The organism is Rhodoferax sp. GT1R46 (assembly GCF_056521285.1).
In genome coordinates, this window is the sequence record NZ_JBWMBC010000003.1 from 251,555 (window position 1) to 268,586 (window position 17,032).

General features: G+C 59.3%; 12 protein-coding genes. 6 read left to right on the top strand and 6 right to left on the bottom strand.

Features of this window, described 5'->3' with window-relative positions; all coding sequences use genetic code 11:
- Positions 1–2: 2 nt before the first annotated feature.
- Complete coding sequence (gene aceF / locus AC097W_RS09795) at positions 3–1,694, bottom strand: dihydrolipoyllysine-residue acetyltransferase (RefSeq protein ID WP_479602311.1); 1,692 nt, start codon at positions 1,692–1,694, stop codon at positions 3–5.
- Positions 1,695–1,711: 17 nt separating this feature from the next.
- Positions 1,712–4,429: a pyruvate dehydrogenase (acetyl-transferring), homodimeric type gene (gene aceE / locus AC097W_RS09800; protein ID WP_479602312.1), complete on the bottom strand. Its 2,718-nt coding sequence runs from the start codon at positions 4,427–4,429 to the stop codon at positions 1,712–1,714.
- A gap of 145 nt (positions 4,430–4,574) precedes the next feature.
- Between aceE and AC097W_RS09805 the strand changes: the two genes are divergently transcribed.
- The 5 genes from AC097W_RS09805 (at position 4,575) to AC097W_RS09825 (ending at position 11,513) form a co-directional block, all read left to right on the top strand.
- On the top strand, positions 4,575–7,106 hold the full coding sequence (locus tag AC097W_RS09805; RefSeq protein WP_479602313.1) for a PAS domain-containing sensor histidine kinase: 2,532 nt from the start codon (positions 4,575–4,577) through the stop codon (positions 7,104–7,106).
- A 16-nt stretch (positions 7,107–7,122) separates the two neighbouring features.
- Positions 7,123–7,749, top strand: coding sequence for a response regulator transcription factor (locus tag AC097W_RS09810; RefSeq protein ID WP_479602314.1), 627 nt, complete (start codon positions 7,123–7,125; stop codon positions 7,747–7,749).
- A 71-nt stretch (positions 7,750–7,820) separates the two neighbouring features.
- On the top strand, positions 7,821–8,729 hold the full coding sequence (folD, locus tag AC097W_RS09815) for a bifunctional methylenetetrahydrofolate dehydrogenase/methenyltetrahydrofolate cyclohydrolase FolD (RefSeq protein WP_479602315.1): 909 nt from the start codon (positions 7,821–7,823) through the stop codon (positions 8,727–8,729).
- A gap of 39 nt (positions 8,730–8,768) precedes the next feature.
- On the top strand, positions 8,769–10,823 hold the full coding sequence (locus AC097W_RS09820) for a M3 family metallopeptidase (RefSeq protein ID WP_479602316.1): 2,055 nt from the start codon (positions 8,769–8,771) through the stop codon (positions 10,821–10,823).
- 48 nt (positions 10,824–10,871) lie between these two features.
- The gene (locus tag AC097W_RS09825; RefSeq protein WP_479602317.1) at positions 10,872–11,513 is read left to right on the top strand and encodes a glutaredoxin family protein; all 642 of its coding nucleotides are present in this window, start codon (positions 10,872–10,874) and stop codon (positions 11,511–11,513) included.
- A 17-nt stretch (positions 11,514–11,530) separates the two neighbouring features.
- On the opposite strand, the gene AC097W_RS09830 is transcribed toward AC097W_RS09825, so the two are convergent.
- Positions 11,531–12,202 carry a trimeric intracellular cation channel family protein gene (locus AC097W_RS09830; RefSeq protein WP_479602318.1) on the bottom strand — a complete coding sequence of 224 codons (672 nt, stop codon included), beginning with the start codon at positions 12,200–12,202 and terminating at the stop codon, positions 11,531–11,533.
- Positions 12,203–12,223: 21 nt separating this feature from the next.
- Positions 12,224–12,928 carry a ribose-5-phosphate isomerase RpiA gene (gene rpiA / locus AC097W_RS09835; RefSeq protein WP_479602319.1) on the bottom strand — a complete coding sequence of 235 codons (705 nt, stop codon included), beginning with the start codon at positions 12,926–12,928 and terminating at the stop codon, positions 12,224–12,226.
- A 44-nt stretch (positions 12,929–12,972) separates the two neighbouring features.
- On the opposite strand from rpiA, the gene AC097W_RS09840 reads away from it, so the two are divergent.
- Entirely contained in the window at positions 12,973–14,046 is a 1,074-nt protein-coding gene (locus AC097W_RS09840; protein WP_479602320.1) for a quinone-dependent dihydroorotate dehydrogenase, read from the top strand.
- Here AC097W_RS09840 and AC097W_RS09845 read toward each other — a convergent pair.
- Positions 14,006–16,369 (bottom strand): putative bifunctional diguanylate cyclase/phosphodiesterase, encoded by a 2,364-nt coding sequence (locus tag AC097W_RS09845; RefSeq protein WP_479602321.1) that lies wholly within the window; start codon positions 16,367–16,369, stop codon positions 14,006–14,008. The genes AC097W_RS09840 and AC097W_RS09845 overlap by 41 nt on opposite strands.
- Positions 16,366–16,989 carry a methylamine utilization protein gene (locus AC097W_RS09850; protein WP_479602322.1) on the bottom strand — a complete coding sequence of 208 codons (624 nt, stop codon included), beginning with the start codon at positions 16,987–16,989 and terminating at the stop codon, positions 16,366–16,368. Before AC097W_RS09850 ends, AC097W_RS09845 begins: the two co-directional genes overlap by 4 nt.
- Positions 16,990–17,032: the final 43 nt, after the last annotated feature.

Consider the following 17,032-nt stretch of genomic DNA (forward strand, 5'->3'; position numbering starts at 1 on the left):
CTTTAGAGCATGACGCGGCGGAAATCGCCCAGGATCTGACCGAGGTACACGTTGAAACGTGCAGCGGCAGCGCCGTCGATGACGCGGTGATCCCAGGTCAGGCTCAGTGGCAACATCAGGCGCGGCACAAAAGCCTTGCCATCCCATACCGGCTGGATGGTGGATTTGCAGACACCCAAAATGGCCACTTCAGGCGCATTGATGATGGGCGTAAAGTAACGCCCGCCAATGCCACCCAGGCTGGAGATGGTGAACGATGCGCCCGACATTTCTCCGGGGCTCAGCTTGCCATCACGCGCCTTTTTGGCCAGATCACCCATTTCTTGCGAAATCTGGAAAATGCCTTTTTTGTCGGCATCCTTGATCACCGGCACCATCAGGCCATTGGGCGTATCGGCTGCAAAGCCGATGTGGAAGTACTGCTTGTAGATCAGCGCATCACCATCGAGTGAGCTGTTGAACTCGGGGAATTTCTTGAGCGCGGCCACGCAGGCTTTGATGAGGAAAGCCAGCATCGTCACCTTAACACCTGACTTCTCGTTCTCTTTATTGGTCGAGACGCGGAAGGCCTCCAGATCGGTGATATCGCAATCGTCGTGGTTGGTGACGGCCGGAATCATGATCGCGTTGCGCAGCAGATTGGCACCGCTGATCTTCTTGATGCGACTCATCTCCTTGCGCTCGATCGGGCCAAACTTGGTGAAGTCGACCTTCGGCCAGGGGATCAAGCCCAAACCAGCACCGTCGCCACCGGCTGCAGGCGCTTTGGCGGCCGCTGCGGCAATGGCTTTGGTCTGCGCCGTACCGGCCATCACACCCTGGGTGAAGCTTTGCACGTCGACATCGGTGATGCGGCCTTTGAGGCCACTACCCTTGACTTCATCCAATGGCACGCCGAGTTGGCGTGCGAACTTGCGCACCGAGGGCGACGCATGGGGCAAGCCGACGGGTGCGCTGGTGGGGTTGTGGGCAGGTACGGCCACAGCAGCGAGCGCTACGGCTGGTGCAGCACTGGCAGCCACCGCAGCAACAGCGGCCACTGGCGCAGCGGCTGGGGCAGATGCAACCACAGGCGCGGCAACCGAAGCAGCAGCACCGGCTACTTCGAGCACCGCCAGCAAGTCGCCAATGTTGATCTTGTCGCCGAGCTTGACCTTCAGCTCTTTGAGCACGCCTGCATGGCTGGATGGAATTTCCATCGACGCCTTGTCGGACTCCACGGTAATGAGCGACTGCTCCAGCTTGATCTTGTCGCCGGGCTTGACCATCACTTCAATGACGGTAACGTCCTTGAAATCACCAATATCGGGCACGTGCACTTCCACCGGGCCCGACGCTGAAGCCGTTGCCACAGCGGCCACCGGCGCAACTGCTGCTACAGAAAAAGGAGCAGCCTGCGCAGGCGCAGCAGGGGCTAGCACCATATTGGATGATTGGGTTGGTGCCTGGGCTGCACCGGCAACCTCCAGCACCAGCACGAGCGAGCCTTGCTTGACCTTGTCACCCAAGTTGACCTTGAGTTCCTTCACCACGCCTGCGGCGGATGAGGGAATCTCCATGGACGCCTTGTCGGACTCGACGGTGATCAGTGACTGTTCGGCCTTGACCGTATCGCCGGGTTTGACCATCAACTCAATCACCGTCACTTCATCGAAATCCCCAATATCGGGGACATGTATTTCTACCAATGCCATGTGTGTCTCCTGAATTCTTATGCGTACAAGGGATTGATTTTGTCGGTCTTGATACCGTACTTGGCAATCGCTTCGACCACTTTGCTGACGGGCACCGTGCCCTCTTCGCTGAGCGCCTTCAGAGCGGCCACTACGATGAAATGGCGGTTCACTTCGAAGTGCTCGCGCAGCTTGCTGCGGAAATCACTGCGGCCAAACCCGTCGGTGCCCAGCACTTTGTAGGTGCGGCCCTTCGGAATGAACGAGCGAATCTGCTCGGCATAGGCCTTCATGTAGTCGGTGGACGCCACCACGGGACCGGTGTGCTTATCCAGTTGCTGGGCCACGAAAGACACGCGGGGTGCGTCTGCCGGGTGCAGCATGTTGTGGCGTTCGCAGTCCTGGCCTTCGCGGGTCAGCTCGTTAAAGCTGGGGCAACTCCAGACGTTGGCGGCAACGCCCCAGTCTTTCTCCAGCAGCTCTTGGGCGGCAATCGATTCGCGCAGGATGGTGCCCGAACCCAGCAGTTGCACGCGGGGTGTCAGCTTGGCGCCTTCCTTGCAGAGGTACATGCCCTTGATGATCTGCTCTTCGGTGCCAGCGGCCAGGCCGGGCATCGGGTAGTTCTCATTGAGCAGCGTGATGTAGTAGTACACGTTGTCCTGCTTCTCCACCATGCGTTTGAGGCCGTGGTGCAGGATGACGCCCACTTCGTGTGCAAACGTGGGGTCGTAGCTGATGCAATTGGGAATGGTATTGGCCATGATGTGGCTGTGGCCGTCTTCGTGCTGCAGGCCTTCGCCATTGAGCGTGGTGCGCCCGGAGGTGCCGCCCAGCAGGAAGCCGCGTGCCTGCATGTCGCCCGCTGCCCAGGCCAGATCGCCAACGCGCTGGAAGCCGAACATCGAGTAATACACATAAAACGGCACCATGATGCGGTTGCTGGTGCTGTAGCTGGTGGCCGCGGCAATCCAGCTGCTCATGCCGCCGGCTTCGTTAATGCCCTCTTGCAGAATCTGGCCCTGCTTGTCTTCCTTGTAGTACATGACCTGGTCTTTGTCGACCGGGGTGTACTGCTGACCGGCAGGGTTGTAGATGCCGATCTGGCGGAACAGGCCTTCCATACCAAAGGTGCGGGCCTCGTCCACCAGAATGGGCACCACGCGTGGGCCCAAAGCCTGGTCACGTAACAGCGTGGTCAGGAAACGCACATAGGCCTGCGTGGTAGAAATTTCGCGACCTTCTGCCGTCGGTTCAATGACGGACTTGAAGGTTTCGAGTGACGGCACGGTGAACTGCTCGTCCGCCTTGGTACGGCGGTGTGGCAGGTAGCCGCCCAAGGCCTTGCGGCGCTCGTGCAGGTACTTCATTTCAGGGGTGTCTTCGGCTGGCTTGTAGAACGGTATGTCAGCCAACTGGCTATCGGGCACCGGAATATTGAAGCGGTCGCGGAAGGCTTTGATGTCTTCGTCGGTGAGCTTCTTGGTCTGGTGAACGTTGTTCTTGCCCTCGCCGCTTTTGCCCATGCCAAAGCCCTTGACAGTCTTGATCAGCAGCACCGTGGGCTGGCCCACATGCTTGACCGCGGCGTGGAACGCCGCATACACCTTCTGGGAATCGTGGCCGCCGCGGCGCAGGTTGAAGATATCGTCGTCACTCATCTTCGCGACCATCTCCAGCGTGCGGGGGTCCTTGCCGAAGAAATGTTTGCGCACATAGGCGCCGTCATTCGCCTTCATGGCCTGGTAGTCGCCGTCAAGCGTGTCCATCATGACCTTGCGCAGCGCACCATCCTTGTCGCGTGCCAGCAGCGGATCCCAGCCACTACCCCACAGCAGTTTGATGACGTTCCAGCCGGCACCGCGGAACTCACCCTCCAGCTCCTGGATGATCTTGCCGTTGCCACGCACCGGGCCGTCCAGGCGCTGCAGGTTGCAGTTGATGACAAACACCAGGTTGTCGAGGTTCTCGCGTGCCGCCAGACCAATAGCGCCCAGCGACTCCACTTCGTCCATTTCACCATCGCCACAGAACACCCAGACCTTGCGGTTCTCGGTGTTGGCAATGCCACGGGCGTGCAGGTACTTCAGGAAGCGGGCCTGGTAAATCGCCATCAGGGGGCCAAGACCCATCGACACGGTGGGGAACTGCCAGAACTCGGGCATCAGCTTGGGGTGGGGGTAGCTGGACAGGCCTTTGCCATCGACTTCCTGGCGGAAATTGAGCAACTGCTCTTCACTCAGGCGGCCTTCCAGGTAGGCGCGGGCATACACGCCGGGGGACACGTGGCCCTGGATGTACAGGCAGTCGCCCCCATGTTCCTTGCCAGGCTCATTGTTCTCAGCGTGCCAAAAGTGGTTGAAACCGGCGCCAAACATGCTGGCCAACGAGGCGAACGAGCCAATGTGGCCGCCCAGGTCGCCACCGTCAATGGGGTGGTGGCGATTGGCCTTGACCACCATGGCCATGGCGTTCCAGCGCATGTAGGCGCGCAGCCGCTCTTCAATTTCCAGGTTGCCGGGGGAACGCTCTTCCTGATCGGTCTCGATCGTGTTGACATAGCCCGTGGTGGCAGAAAAAGGCATATCGATGCTTTTCTGGCGGGCATGTTCCAGCAATTGCTCCAACAAGAAGTGAGCACGCTCAGGGCCCTCACTCTCAATCACGGCGGACAGTGCATCCATCCATTCACGGGTTTCCTGACTGTCCAGGTCAGGTGAGTTGGCGGGCGCCGCATTCTGGGGAACTGCTGACATTTTTTGTCTCCTGGTTACTTTTGTGTAATTTAGTACGGTACGTCTAGTTTCTCATATTTTATTTAAAATTTCAAATCATGCTTATTGATTTCATAATGTGGATTTACAAAAAACAACAAATACCCTCGTCACCTACACTTGGGCCATGCCTTTGCCCAATCTGATAACGCTGACCGGTCAGCTGAACCTGCCCACTGTCGGCCGCGCACGGCGCTGGTGGCAGCGCCTGACGCCCCACCGCCAGGATCGGGTCGCCATGCTGGCTCCTCTTGCGGCGGTATTGCTTTTTTTTGCGGCCATCGTGGCGGCGCTGGGCTATCTGCGCGCCGAAGAAATAGACCGGGAGCAGCAAGCGGTCCAGCGCGATGTGGAGTACACCCAGCAGCGCCTTCGTCTGCGATTGCTGGAACGACAGGAACAGGTCATGCGCATCGCGCGCGAAGTTTCCAACCGTGAGCTGGACGCGGTCGATTTCAAGGCCCGTGCCGAGTCCATGCTGAACCAATACCCGGAGTTGCAGGGCATCGCCTGGGTGGATGACCGCCGGCGGGTCAAAACCAGCCTGGGTTCGGCCATCCTTGCGGCCACCCAATTGAACCAGTCAGCGGACGGCCCACAACGCAGCGACACCCTGAATGGGTTTGCTCAGGCTCGCGAATCGCGCCAGCCGGTGTACCTGCAGCGCGTCCGGACGGAGGACCGCGCGCCTCTTTTGCAAATGCAAGTGCCCTTGAGCGACCGTGGCAAGTTTTCCGGCGTGCTGTTGACCGAGTACTCGGTAGATGGCCTGTTCAGATACGGCGTCCCTTCGGAAGTGTCTGCGCGGTATGCCATATCGTTACTGGACGCCAACGGTGGCTTGCTGGCTGGCACTGCCATGCCCAAACGGAAGATCGCCAATCTGTTGCCCTGGGCCAGTCCTGCCAACGAATATTCGATGCCTGTATCGCCAGTCGGCAGCGGCCTCATGATTCGCGCTCAGGCCTACCGGACGTCTCTGGGCGTTATTGGCAGCGGATTGTTCTGGCTGGTCACCGCCCTGAGCGTGATGACCGCATGGATGTTGATTGCCAATTGGCGTCACACCCGCAGGCGTGTGCAGGCACAGCAGGCACTGATTTCAGAAACCAATTTCCGCCGGGCCATGGAAAACTCCATGCTCACCGGGATGCGCGCCATGGATTTGCAAGGGCGTATTACCTACGTTAACGCTGCGTTTTGCCAGATGACGGGCTGGTCTGAATCCGATCTGGTGGGCCGAACGGCACCTTTCCCCTACTGGCCCGATAGCGACCTGGAACAACTGACCACGCTGCTGGAAGAAGAGCTGGCAGGAAAAGCCAGAAAAGGCGGCATCCAGGTACGCGTCAAGCGTCGGGATTCCACCCTATTTGACTCCCGCCTTTACGTGTCGCCGCTAATTGACGCAATGGGCACCCAAACCGGCTGGATGACCTCCATGACGGATATTACGGAACCCAACCGGGTCCGGGAGCAGTTGTCTGCGTCACACCAGCGTTTCACCACGGTGCTGGAAGCGCTGGATGCGTCCATTTCAGTGGCTCCGCTGGGCAGCGACGAATTGCTGTTTGCCAACAAACTGTACCGCCAATGGTTCGGCACGCAGGCGGGAGGACACCTTCAACTGGTGGCACAGGCAGGCGTACCGACGAGCCCGACGAATGACGAGTCGATGGACAGCGTGGACTCGTTTGCCGGCCTGCCCACCACCGCCTTGCCCGACACCGATACCGAGAGCGCGGAGATTTTCATCACGGAAATCGGCAAATGGCTGGAGGTTCGCACGCGCTACCTGAGTTGGGTGGATGGGCGGCTGGCGCAAATGGTGATTGCCACTGACATCTCCAGCCGGCGCCTGGCTGAAGAACAATCTGCGAGCCAAGCCGAGCGGGCCCAAAATGCAAGTCGCCTGATTACCATGGGCGAAATGGCCTCCAGTGTGGCCCACGAGTTGAACCAGCCGTTGACGGCCATTAACAACTACTGCAATGGCATGGTGTCGCGCATCAAAGCCAAGCAAATCACCGAAGAAGACCTGCTGGGCGCACTGGAGAAAACGGCCAAGCAGGCACAACGTGCGGGACAGATCATCCACCGCATTCGCGCCTTCGTGAAGCGCAGCGAACCCAATCGAACCCCCTCGGAAATCAGTCTCATGGTTTCTGAAGCGGTGGAACTGGCGGAACTGGAACTCCGCCGTTTCAATGTGCGTTTGAACTACTACGTTGCGGCGCGGCTGCCCGTGCTGATGGTGGACCCCATACTGATCGAGCAAGTGCTGGTGAATCTGCTGCGCAATGCAGCCGAATCCATTGACATGGCATTTCGCCCCACGTCCGAGCGCAATGTGGAACTGCGGGTCATTCCCCGCACCATTGAGGAAAAGCCGGTTGTGGAGTTTTCAGTACAGGACACAGGCAAGGGTCTGGCACCGGAAGTCATGGCCCGCCTGTATGAAGCCTTCTATTCCACCAAGGCCGACGGCATGGGTATTGGCCTGAGCTTGTGCCGTTCCATTGTGGAATCCCACCTGGGCCGAATGACCGCCGAGAACATCTACAATGGCGCCGATGTATCGGGGTGCCGATTTTCGTTCTGGATACCCTTGACAGAAGCCAGCCCTGATCTGGCACGCAATCAGCGCAACCGCAAATAAAACCCTGGAACACTGAATGAGCTTGATTCCCAAAAAAGGTACGGTTTACGTAGTGGATGACGACGAGGCAGTGCGCGACTCACTGCAATGGCTGCTCGAAGGAAAAGGCTACCGGGTTCGTTGCTTTGATTCGGCTGAATCCTTCCTGAGCCGATACGACGCTCGTGAGGTAGCTTGTCTGATTGTGGATATCCGTATGGGTGGCATGACCGGGCTGGAGCTGCAGAACCGGCTCGTGGAAGGCCGCTCACCCCTGCCCATTGTGTTCATCACCGGCCATGGCGACGTGCCCATGGCCGTGGACACCATGAAGAAAGGCGCCATGGATTTCATCCAGAAGCCATTCAAGGAAGAGCAGCTGGTAGATCTGGTGGAACGCATGCTGGAGCATGCGAAGGATTCGTTTACCGACTATCAGACCTCGGCCAACCGTGACGCCTTGCTGTCCAAGCTGACTCTGCGCGAGTCGCAGGTGCTGGAGCGCATTGTGGCTGGTCGACTGAACAAACAAATTGCCGACGACCTGGGCATCAGCATCAAGACGGTGGAGGCCCACCGCGCCAATATCATGGAAAAGCTCAGCGCAAATACCGTCGCAGACCTTTTGAAGATTGCATTGGGACAAAACGCCACAAAGACCTGACGCTACCAATTCAATAGCACCTTACGCCCGCTCCACCTGGACTGCGGGCGTTTTTACTTAGCAATATGACCATGACTACCCGTACCAGCGCCCAGATCATTGATGGCAATGCACTTTCCGCCCAACTGAGGGGCGACGTTGCTTTGCGTACCGCCGCGCTCAAGGCCCGCGGCCTGACGCCCGGCCTGGCCGTCGTGCTCGTCGGCGAAAATCCGGCCTCCCAGGTCTATGTGCGCAACAAGGTCAAGGCCTGCTCTGACGCCGGCCTGCATTCGGTGCTGGAGCGTTTTGACGCCAGCATGACTGAGGCAGAGCTGCTGGCCCGCGTCGATGCGCTCAACAACGACCCCAGCATCCACGGCATTCTGGTGCAGCTCCCGCTGCCCGCTCACATCGACGCACACAAGGTGATTGAGGCGATTTCACCCGCCAAGGATGTGGACGGTTTTCATGTATCCAGCGCGGGGGCCCTGATGGTGGGCCAGCCCGGATTCTGGCCTTGCACCCCTTACGGCTGCATGAAGATGCTGGAGTCGATTGGCTACGACTTGCGTGGCAAGCACGCGGTGGTCATCGGACGCAGCAATATTGTGGGCAAACCCATGGCGCTCATGCTGCTGCAAAAGAATGCCACCGTCACCGTGTGTCACAGCGCGACACCGGACCTCAAGGCCATGACCCTGCAAGCTGACGTAATCGTGGCGGCCGTGGGCAAACGCAATGTGCTGACCGCCGACATGGTCAAGCCCGGCGCCGTGGTGATTGACGTCGGCATGAACCGTATTCCCGACGGAGAAGAAGGCGCAGGAAAACTGTGTGGCGATGTCGACTTCGCAGGCGTCAGCCAGGTTGCCGGCTACATCACTCCGGTCCCGGGTGGCGTGGGCCCCATGACCATCACCATGCTACTGGTCAACACCCTGGAGGCCGCCGAACGCGAAGCGGCACGGCTTGAAACATTAGCCGCTGTACCCACATAAGCATTAGCCATTTCGCATTCATCCACACCCCATCCATCCATGAATCCTCTTCTGAGTTCTGAAACGCTGCCCCTGTTTGACCAGATCCAACCGGACCATGTCGCGCCTGCCATCGACAACCTGCTGGCCCAAGCCAATAAGGCCCTGGAGACGGTTACCGCAGCCGACTTCCCTGCAGAATGGACAGCCATAGCGCGCGAACTGGATGTGGCCACCGAGAAACTGGGCCTGGCCTGGGGCTCCGTCAGTCACCTGAACAGTGTGGCTGACACCCCGGAACTGCGAGCAGCCTATAACGCAGCGCTGCCATTGGTCACGGAATTCTGGACCCGTCTGGGAGCCGATGAGCGCCTGTACGCCAAATACAAGGCCGTTGATGTCAGCACACTGAATGCCGAACAGCGACAGGCTCATAAAAATGCGATGCGCAACTTTGTGCTGGGCGGCGCCGATCTGGTGGGTGCCCAGCTCGAGCGCTTCGCTGAAATTCAGGAAAAACAGGCCGCGTTGAGCCAGAAGTTCAGCGAGAACACACTGGACGCAACCGATAGCTTCAGCTACTACGCTACGCTGGATGAGATGGCTGGCGTGCCCGATGACGTGCAGCAAGCCACGCGCGCTGCCGCCCAGGCAGAAGGCAAAGAAGGCTACAAACTCAGCCTCAAAATGCCCTGCTACCTGCCCGTGATGCAGTTTGCCGATAGCAGCGCACTGCGCGAAACCCTGTACCGAGCCTATGTCACGCGCGGCTCCGATCAGGCTGACGCCGCTGCGCTGAAGTTTGACAATTCACAAGGCATTCGCGACATCCTGGCCCTGCGCAAGGAAGAAGCGCTGTTGCTCGGCTATCCCAATTTCGGCGCCTTGTCTCTGGTACCCAAAATGGCGACCTCTCCTGCGGCTGTCATCGCGTTCCTGCGGGATCTGGCGAACAAGGCGAAACCGTTTGCCGAAAAAGACCTGGCGGACCTGCGCACCTTTGCGCAGGACAAGCTGAACATGGCTGACCCGCAAGCGTGGGACTGGCCTTATGTGAGCGAGAAGCTCAAGGAAGCGCGCTATGCCTTCAGCGAGCAGGAAGTCAAACAGTATTTCACGGCCCCCAAGGTGTTGGCTGGCCTGTTCAAGATTGTGGAAACGCTGTTTGACGTGTCCATCCGTCCCGACACTGCGCCGGTATGGAATGCCAACGTGGAGTTCTATCGCATAGAGCGCACCGGCCCGGCCGGCACCCATCTGGTGGGCCAGTTCTACCTCGACCCTACGGCGCGTAGCGGCAAACGCGGCGGTGCCTGGATGGACGATGTGCGTACCCGCTGGCTGCGCCCGGATACTGCACAACTGCAAACACCCGTGGCCCACCTGGTGTGCAACTTTGCCGACGGCATGGAAGTGGACGGCGTCAAGAAGCCCGCCCTGCTCTCGCACGATGACGTGACCACCCTGTTCCACGAGTTCGGCCATGGGTTGCACCACATGCTCACCCAAGTCAATGAGCACGACGTATCTGGCATCAGCGGAGTGGAGTGGGACGCTGTGGAGTTGCCCAGCCAGTTCATGGAAAATTTCTGCTGGGAGTGGAATGTGCTGGAGCACATGACCGCGCATGCAGAAACCGGTGAGCCACTGCCGCGCGCGCTGTTTGACAAGATGCTGGCCGCCAAAAACTTCCAGAGCGGTATGCAGACGCTGCGACAAATTGAGTTCTCTCTCTTTGACATGCTGCTGCACACGGAACACGACGCCCAGCAGGATTTCATGCCTTTGCTCGATCAGGTGCGCAGCGAAATATCGGTGCTGCAGCCACCCGCCTGGAGCCGAACAGCCCATACATTCAGCCATATTTTTGCAGGAGGCTACGCGGCCGGGTATTACAGCTACAAATGGGCAGAAGTCCTCAGCGCCGATGCGTATGCGGCCTTTGAGGAAACAGCCGGACCCGATGGCTTGCCCAATGTGGAAACCGGTAGAAAATACCGCGAAGCGATTCTGGAAGCGGGTGGAAGCCGGCCCGCCATGGAGTCGTTCAAGGCGTTTCGGGGCCGGGAGCCGACATTGGACGCTTTGTTGCGCCACCAGGGCATGTCCGCCTGACCCGCCTGATCTGCCTGTGACTATTTGAAAGATAAGAGGAGCATTCACATGAAACACCGGATCGTCGCATCTTTGCTGTGCAGCACTGCCATGTTCTGCGCTGCATCAGGCGTACAGGCACAGACAATCTACCGAATCGTGGGTGCCGACGGCAAGGTCACTTTCTCGGACAAACCACCGGTCTCGGCAGACAAGGGAAAAATCTCCGGCACGGGCGTGGGAGCCACTGGCGCAGCGTCCGCGTCCGCATTACCTTTTGAACTTCGCCAGGTGGCGAACAAATACCCGGTAACCCTGTACACCGCCCCCAAATGCGTACCCTGCGATACCGGGAGGGCTCTGCTCACTGCGCGTGGCATCCCCTTCAATGAACGCACGGTAACTACACCAGAAGATGGCGACTACCTGCAGCGACTCAGCGGCGAGACCTCGTTGCCGTCGCTCAGCATTGGCAGTCAGCGCATCAAGGGGTTCATTGACTCCGAGTGGACGCAGTACCTGGACGCCGCAGGCTACCCCAAGACATCCGTACTTCCAGCCACCTACAAAAATCCGGCGCCAACGCCGCTGGTCAGCGTGCAAAAAGCAGCGCCACCGGCAGCCAAGGCCGAGGAAAAACCACAACAACCCGCTGCGGAGTCGGCACCGCCAGCAACCAGCCCGACTAACCCGGCAGGCATTCAGTTTTAGGTCAAACAGCCCTCGGGCTAGTGACTGTCGTCACTGTGGCCTGAGTGCCACTCCGGCAAGCTCCAGCCCCGTTGAAGTGCCAATAGGCGCAACACGGTAGCAGTTGCCGCGGCGGCAACCAGGCTTCCCCATTGCGGTGCGCCCAGGAACTGGGCAATCACCATGATCCAGGCACCGGCAAAGGAGCACACCGCGTAAGGCTGATGGTCTCGAAAGGCACGCGGGATTTCGTTGCAAACCATGTCACGCATCACGCCGCCAAACACGGCGGTAACCATTCCCATCAGCACCGCAACGATTGCAGGCATGGACGCATCGAGCGCAATCTGCGTGCCACCAGCGGTAAACAAACCCAGCCCCAATGCATCGGGCCACTGCATGGCCCGCTCGGTAGGCTTAAAATGGTGTGCCCGCAGAAAGGCCATGGCACCCACGCACAAGGCCAGCAGGACCCACAGCCAGGCAGCGTGTTCAACCCAGAAGAAGGGTCGACGGTCCAACAGGATATCCCGCAGGGTGCCGCCGCCGAACGCGGCCAAACCAGCGACTACGCACACACCCACTGCATCCAGCCGCTTGCGAGCCGCCTCGATCAGTCCGGACAATGCAAAGGCCAGGGTCGCGGCGGCCTCAATGGCAATCTGCGTGTTGGAAAGCGTCAGAACTTCTGTAAATGGGGAGACAGCCATTCGATTAACCGGGTGAAGGCCTCAGAACGTCAGGGTCTTGACACCGCTGGCTGTGCCCAGCAGGCACACCTGGGCACGCTGGCTGGCAAAAACACCCACGGTGACCACGCCTGGCCACTGGCTGACTTCGGATTCAAACGCCAAAGGGTCCGTGATCTGCAAACCCGTCACATCCAGGATGCATTGGCCGTTGTCGGTCACCAGTGGCTTGCCATCTTTGAGGCGGATTGTTGCGGTGCCGCCTTTGGCTGCAAACTGGCTGATCAGGCGCCGCGTGGCCATGGGAATCACCTCCACGGGCAGTGGAAACTTGCCCAGTGCGTGTACCAGTTTCGATTCATCGGCGATGCATACAAATTGGCTGGCTAACGCAGCCACAATTTTTTCGCGGGTCAGTGCAGCGCCACCACCCTTCACCATGTTGCCGTGGCCATCAATTTCGTCTGCGCCGTCGATATAAACGGAGAGCTTGTCCACGTCATTGGAGTCAAAAACCGGAATGCCCAAGGCCAGCAAACGCTCGGTGCTGGCCACGGAACTGGAAACCGCACCCTTGATCTGGTCCTTCATGGTCGCGAGGGCGTCGATGAACTTGTTGACCGTGGAGCCGGTACCCACCCCCACGATTTCACCCGGTACCACATACTGGAGGGCCGCCTGCCCCACCAGGGTTTTGAGTTCATCTTGTGTCAGTGCGGCAGGATTGGGGGTGTTGGTGCTATTCATCGGTGAAAATTGGGCTGTTGTTGAAATATTGCAGGAATTATCCGATGTCTCTTGTTCCCTACGGGCTGGCCCGCCGAGTTTTGTTCAGTCTGGACCCCGAAGTCGCCCACGAAATCACCATGGCCAGCCTCGCCAAGGCCCAGGGCACGCCCTTGCAGTGGGCCTACTGTGCAGCCCGGGTGGATGACCCGATTGAACTGGCGGGTCTTCATTTCCCCAACCGGGTGGGACTGGCGGCAGGCCTGGACAAAAATGCCCGGTGCATTGACGGACTGGGTGCCATGGGCTTTGGCTTCGTCGAGGTAGGAACCGTGACCCCCAAGGCGCAACCGGGCAACCCCAAGCCCCGCATGTTCCGCCTGCCCGCTGCCAACGCACTGATCAACCGGCTGGGCTTCAACAATGACGGATTGGATGCCTTTGTGGCAAACGTGCAGCGCTCTGCGCTGCGCCGCCAGAAAAACCCCACCATGCTGCTGGGCCTGAACATCGGCAAGAACGCGGCCACTCCGATTGAAAATGCCACCGACGATTACCTGCTCTGTCTGGACGGCGTGTATCCGCATGCGGACTATGTGACCGTCAATATTTCCAGCCCCAACACGAAGAACCTGCGCGCGCTGCAAAGCGACGCCGCGCTCGACGCTTTGCTGGGTGCCATTGCCCAGCGGCGTGAAGCGCTGCAGAAACAGCATGGCAAGCGGATTCCAATTTTTGTGAAGATTGCACCGGATCTGGACGAAGCGCAGGTCGCGGTGATTGCCGCCACGCTGGTACGCCACGGCATGGATGGCGTGGTAGCCACCAACACCACGCTGAACCGCGAGGCGGTCCAAGGCATGGCGCATGCCCAGGAGGCGGGCGGCCTGTCGGGAGCGCCTGTGCGGGAGTTGAGCAATAAGGTCATATCGCAATTGCGCTCGGCGCTGGGTCCGCTTTTCCCCATCATCGGCGTAGGCGGCATCCTGAGCGCAGAAGACGCAGTGGCCAAAATCAGGGCCGGCGCAGATGTCGTGCAAATCTACACGGGACTGATTTACCAGGGGCCGCAGCTCGTAAAAGACGCTGCGCTGGCCATCAAGAACGCTGGGATTCCCAGCGTACGCGCCACGCGTTGAAGTCTGAAGCCGGCAAGGGCCGGCTCATGTGGTAGCCCTGCCCTTCATCACAGTGCAGCTCGGCCAGCATGTCGTAAATATGCGCACTCTCCACGCCTTCTGCCACGACGGTCAGTCCCAGGTTATGGGCCAGATCGATAGTAGAGCGGACAATTTTGGCGTCACTGGCATCGGTTTCCATGCCCATCACGAATGACTTGTCGATCTTGAGTTCATTGACCGGCAAACGCTTCAGATACGCCAGCGAGGAATAACCGGTGCCAAAGTCGTCGATCGACAGTTTGTAGCCACTCGATGAAAGCTGGTTGAGCGTAGCCTCCGCGCGCTGCGGGTCATCCATGATGGCGCTCTCGGTAATTTCCAGACACAGCCCATCGCGCGGCACATCGTATTGGGCCAGCAGGGCATCAATCTTGGCGGGAAATTCCAGGTCCATCAAGTCGCGCGTCGACAGATTGATGGCAATGCGCAATAGGCCCGCCGAAGGCTGCAGACTGCGCCACTGGCGGGCCACCTCCTCGAACATCCAGAGCGTCAGGTACCGAACGAAGCCCGTCTGCTCCGCAAACGGAATGAACTCCATGGGGGGCACCATGCCACGCGTCGGGTGCTGCCATCGCACCAGCGCCTCGGCAGCCGAAACACGGTGGTCGGACAAGCCAATTTTCGGCTGCAAAAAGAGCCGTAACTCGTTGCGGTCGATCGCCTGGCGCAGCTCGGTCAGCAGCGAGAGCGTCTGGGCGCTACCCGAATCCAGCGACGGGTCGTACACCAATGTGCCTATGCTCTTGCGCTTGGCCGCGTACATGGCCAGCTCGGCGCGTCCCAACAGCACATCCACCTGGTCGGCATGCTCGGGCCAGCATGCAATACCCATGCCCGCACTCAAATCGACCGTCTGGTTATCCAGCGTTACCGGCTCTTCAAATGCCAGGGTAATCTGCCGAGCCACAGTCAGCGCCCGGCCGGCGTCGCACGCCCCCAGCAGCAAGGCAAACTCGCCACCCGTCACCCGCGCAGCCAAAGCCTGCTCCGATTGGGCGAGACGGGTCAGGCGCTGCGCGACGACCTGCAATACGCGGTCGCCAAAGCTGTAGCCCAGCACATCGTTGATGTGCTTCAGCCGATCCAGATCCAGCACAATAACGGCCGCATGCTGGAGCGCGGTGGACTCTTTTGCCAGCATGGCAAGGAGGGCTTCCCGAAGCTGGGCCTGGTTGGGCAGGCCCGTTAACCGGTCCCAATAAGCCAGTTGGCGAATTTCGGACTGGCTGGCTTGAATATTCAGGCGCATGCGGTCAAACGACCTTGCCAAATTGCCCACCTCGTCATGGCGGCCAAAGTCGTTCACCGGTTGCGAGTAGTCACCCCGCCCCAGCCGTTCTGTGTCGGTGACGAGCAAATCCAGTGGCTTGGCGACCCGCCGGGCCAACAAGCTTGCACCTACTGCAAACAGCAACAAGGCCAGACCATCAATCAGCAAAAGCAGTTTTTGCATGCGATCAAAAACCGTATGCGCTTCTGGGGACGATCGGAGCAAAATTGCCTTCAGCCCATCCGCGCTGCCCGGAAGTACGACGTATTTGATGGCAAATTCCTCATCCCCGATTTCCAGCGTGCCCCGCGTATCGACCGGCAGGGCCACGCCCGCAGCGGAAGGTCCTGGAAGCGTTGAATAGATAACCTGCTGGTTTGTTTCACCTGCGTGATTAACGATGATGACCTGGGCCCCGGACAAGGCCTGCATATCGGTGGCCAGGCTTTGATCGACAGCGAAGCCCATCACGACCCAGCCCACCACCAGCGGCGCACGAACCGGAACCATGACGAACTGGTGCAGTCGTCCTTGCACCAGCGCCATGCGTCCTTGCTGACCATCGCGCGCCATGGACTGTCCGACCTCGACCAGATTCTGGCGGGTCACCCCGGCATCCTTCGGGTTCGCCATCGCCGTGAGCTGGAATTCCGGATTCAGAAAAGCGGAAATAGTGGCACCGATACGGGCACCATGGTTTTCCAGTGCGGACTCGATGGTATCGGCGTCGGCTGACGATACGGCAGCACGAAAGCCAAAGTCCGAAGCCAACACCGATGCGCCCAGCTGCAGCCTTTGGGCGTTTTGCTCCACCAGCCGTGACCAGACCCGCTCGTCAGACGACAACTCCCGCTGAAGATTCAGTTGCACGCTGTCCTCAATGCTGCTGCGCACCACGGTTTGCACCGCGATCTGAATCAACAGCAACAAGGCGACGGATAGCAGCACAATCCGCCGGACCAAGCCCCAGCGTTGGTACTTCGAGCGGAATTGACGCAATATATTCAAGGTGAAACACCCTTCAAGTTGACCACCACATTCGCATCAGCCGACGTGACGCTCAGAGGCTGCTCCTGTGCGGGTGCACCCACCGGCAGACTGGCGTGCCAGGCATGCAGGCGGTAGCTACCAGCCGATACGCCTGCCAGCGTCAATTGCCCCGCTGCATTGGTTTTGCCGTAATACGGTGTTTCCACCACCAGCATCCACGCCACCATTTGGTCGTGGATATTGCATCCCAGCACCACAACACCCGGCTTGTCGAAAAGTACCGGATTTGAGGGATTGCCTGCGTAGAGCTTGAGCTCGAAATTCTTCGCAGGTGAAAACGAGTAGACATGGTGTCGCACCGTGTCCCGGTTAGGGAACTGCACGGTGGAACCCACTGGCATCACAGTCACGCGCGGAGCAAACTGCCTGGACACTTGCTCAATCTCCATACCCAAAACCGGTTTGACCAATGCTTTAGCAGCGGGAGAATCCAGAAACACCACGGCATCCGACACCGGCTTACCCGCGCCATCGGCAACCTGCACCTGAATGCTGCCTGCCTGAACCGCAACGCAAGCCCAAAACACCACAGCACCGAACAAAATGCGACGGGCCTGGGCGTGAACCGATGAAACCATGTTGTCTCCAAATCGACAAAAAAAATGCGGTGAAAAAAAACGT

Bases quoted from the DNA above. Each gene is read 5' to 3' on its own strand.
- AC097W_RS09825 (WP_479602317.1), top strand. From the start codon at position 10,872: ATGAAACACCGGATCGTCGCATCTTTGCTGTGCAGCACTGCCATGTTC.
- folD (WP_479602315.1), top strand. From the start codon at position 7,821: ATGACTACCCGTACCAGCGCCCAGATCATTGATGGCAATGCACTTTCC.
- aceF (WP_479602311.1), bottom strand. From the start codon at position 1,694: ATGGCATTGGTAGAAATACATGTCCCCGATATTGGGGATTTCGATGAA.
- rpiA (WP_479602319.1), bottom strand. From the start codon at position 12,928: ATGAATAGCACCAACACCCCCAATCCTGCCGCACTGACACAAGATGAA.
- AC097W_RS09805 (WP_479602313.1), top strand. From the start codon at position 4,575: ATGCCTTTGCCCAATCTGATAACGCTGACCGGTCAGCTGAACCTGCCC.
- aceE (WP_479602312.1), bottom strand. From the start codon at position 4,429: ATGTCAGCAGTTCCCCAGAATGCGGCGCCCGCCAACTCACCTGACCTG.
- AC097W_RS09850 (WP_479602322.1), bottom strand. From the start codon at position 16,989: ATGGTTTCATCGGTTCACGCCCAGGCCCGTCGCATTTTGTTCGGTGCT.
- AC097W_RS09830 (WP_479602318.1), bottom strand. From the start codon at position 12,202: ATGGCTGTCTCCCCATTTACAGAAGTTCTGACGCTTTCCAACACGCAG.
- AC097W_RS09820 (WP_479602316.1), top strand. From the start codon at position 8,769: ATGAATCCTCTTCTGAGTTCTGAAACGCTGCCCCTGTTTGACCAGATC.
- AC097W_RS09840 (WP_479602320.1), top strand. From the start codon at position 12,973: ATGTCTCTTGTTCCCTACGGGCTGGCCCGCCGAGTTTTGTTCAGTCTG.
- AC097W_RS09810 (WP_479602314.1), top strand. From the start codon at position 7,123: ATGAGCTTGATTCCCAAAAAAGGTACGGTTTACGTAGTGGATGACGAC.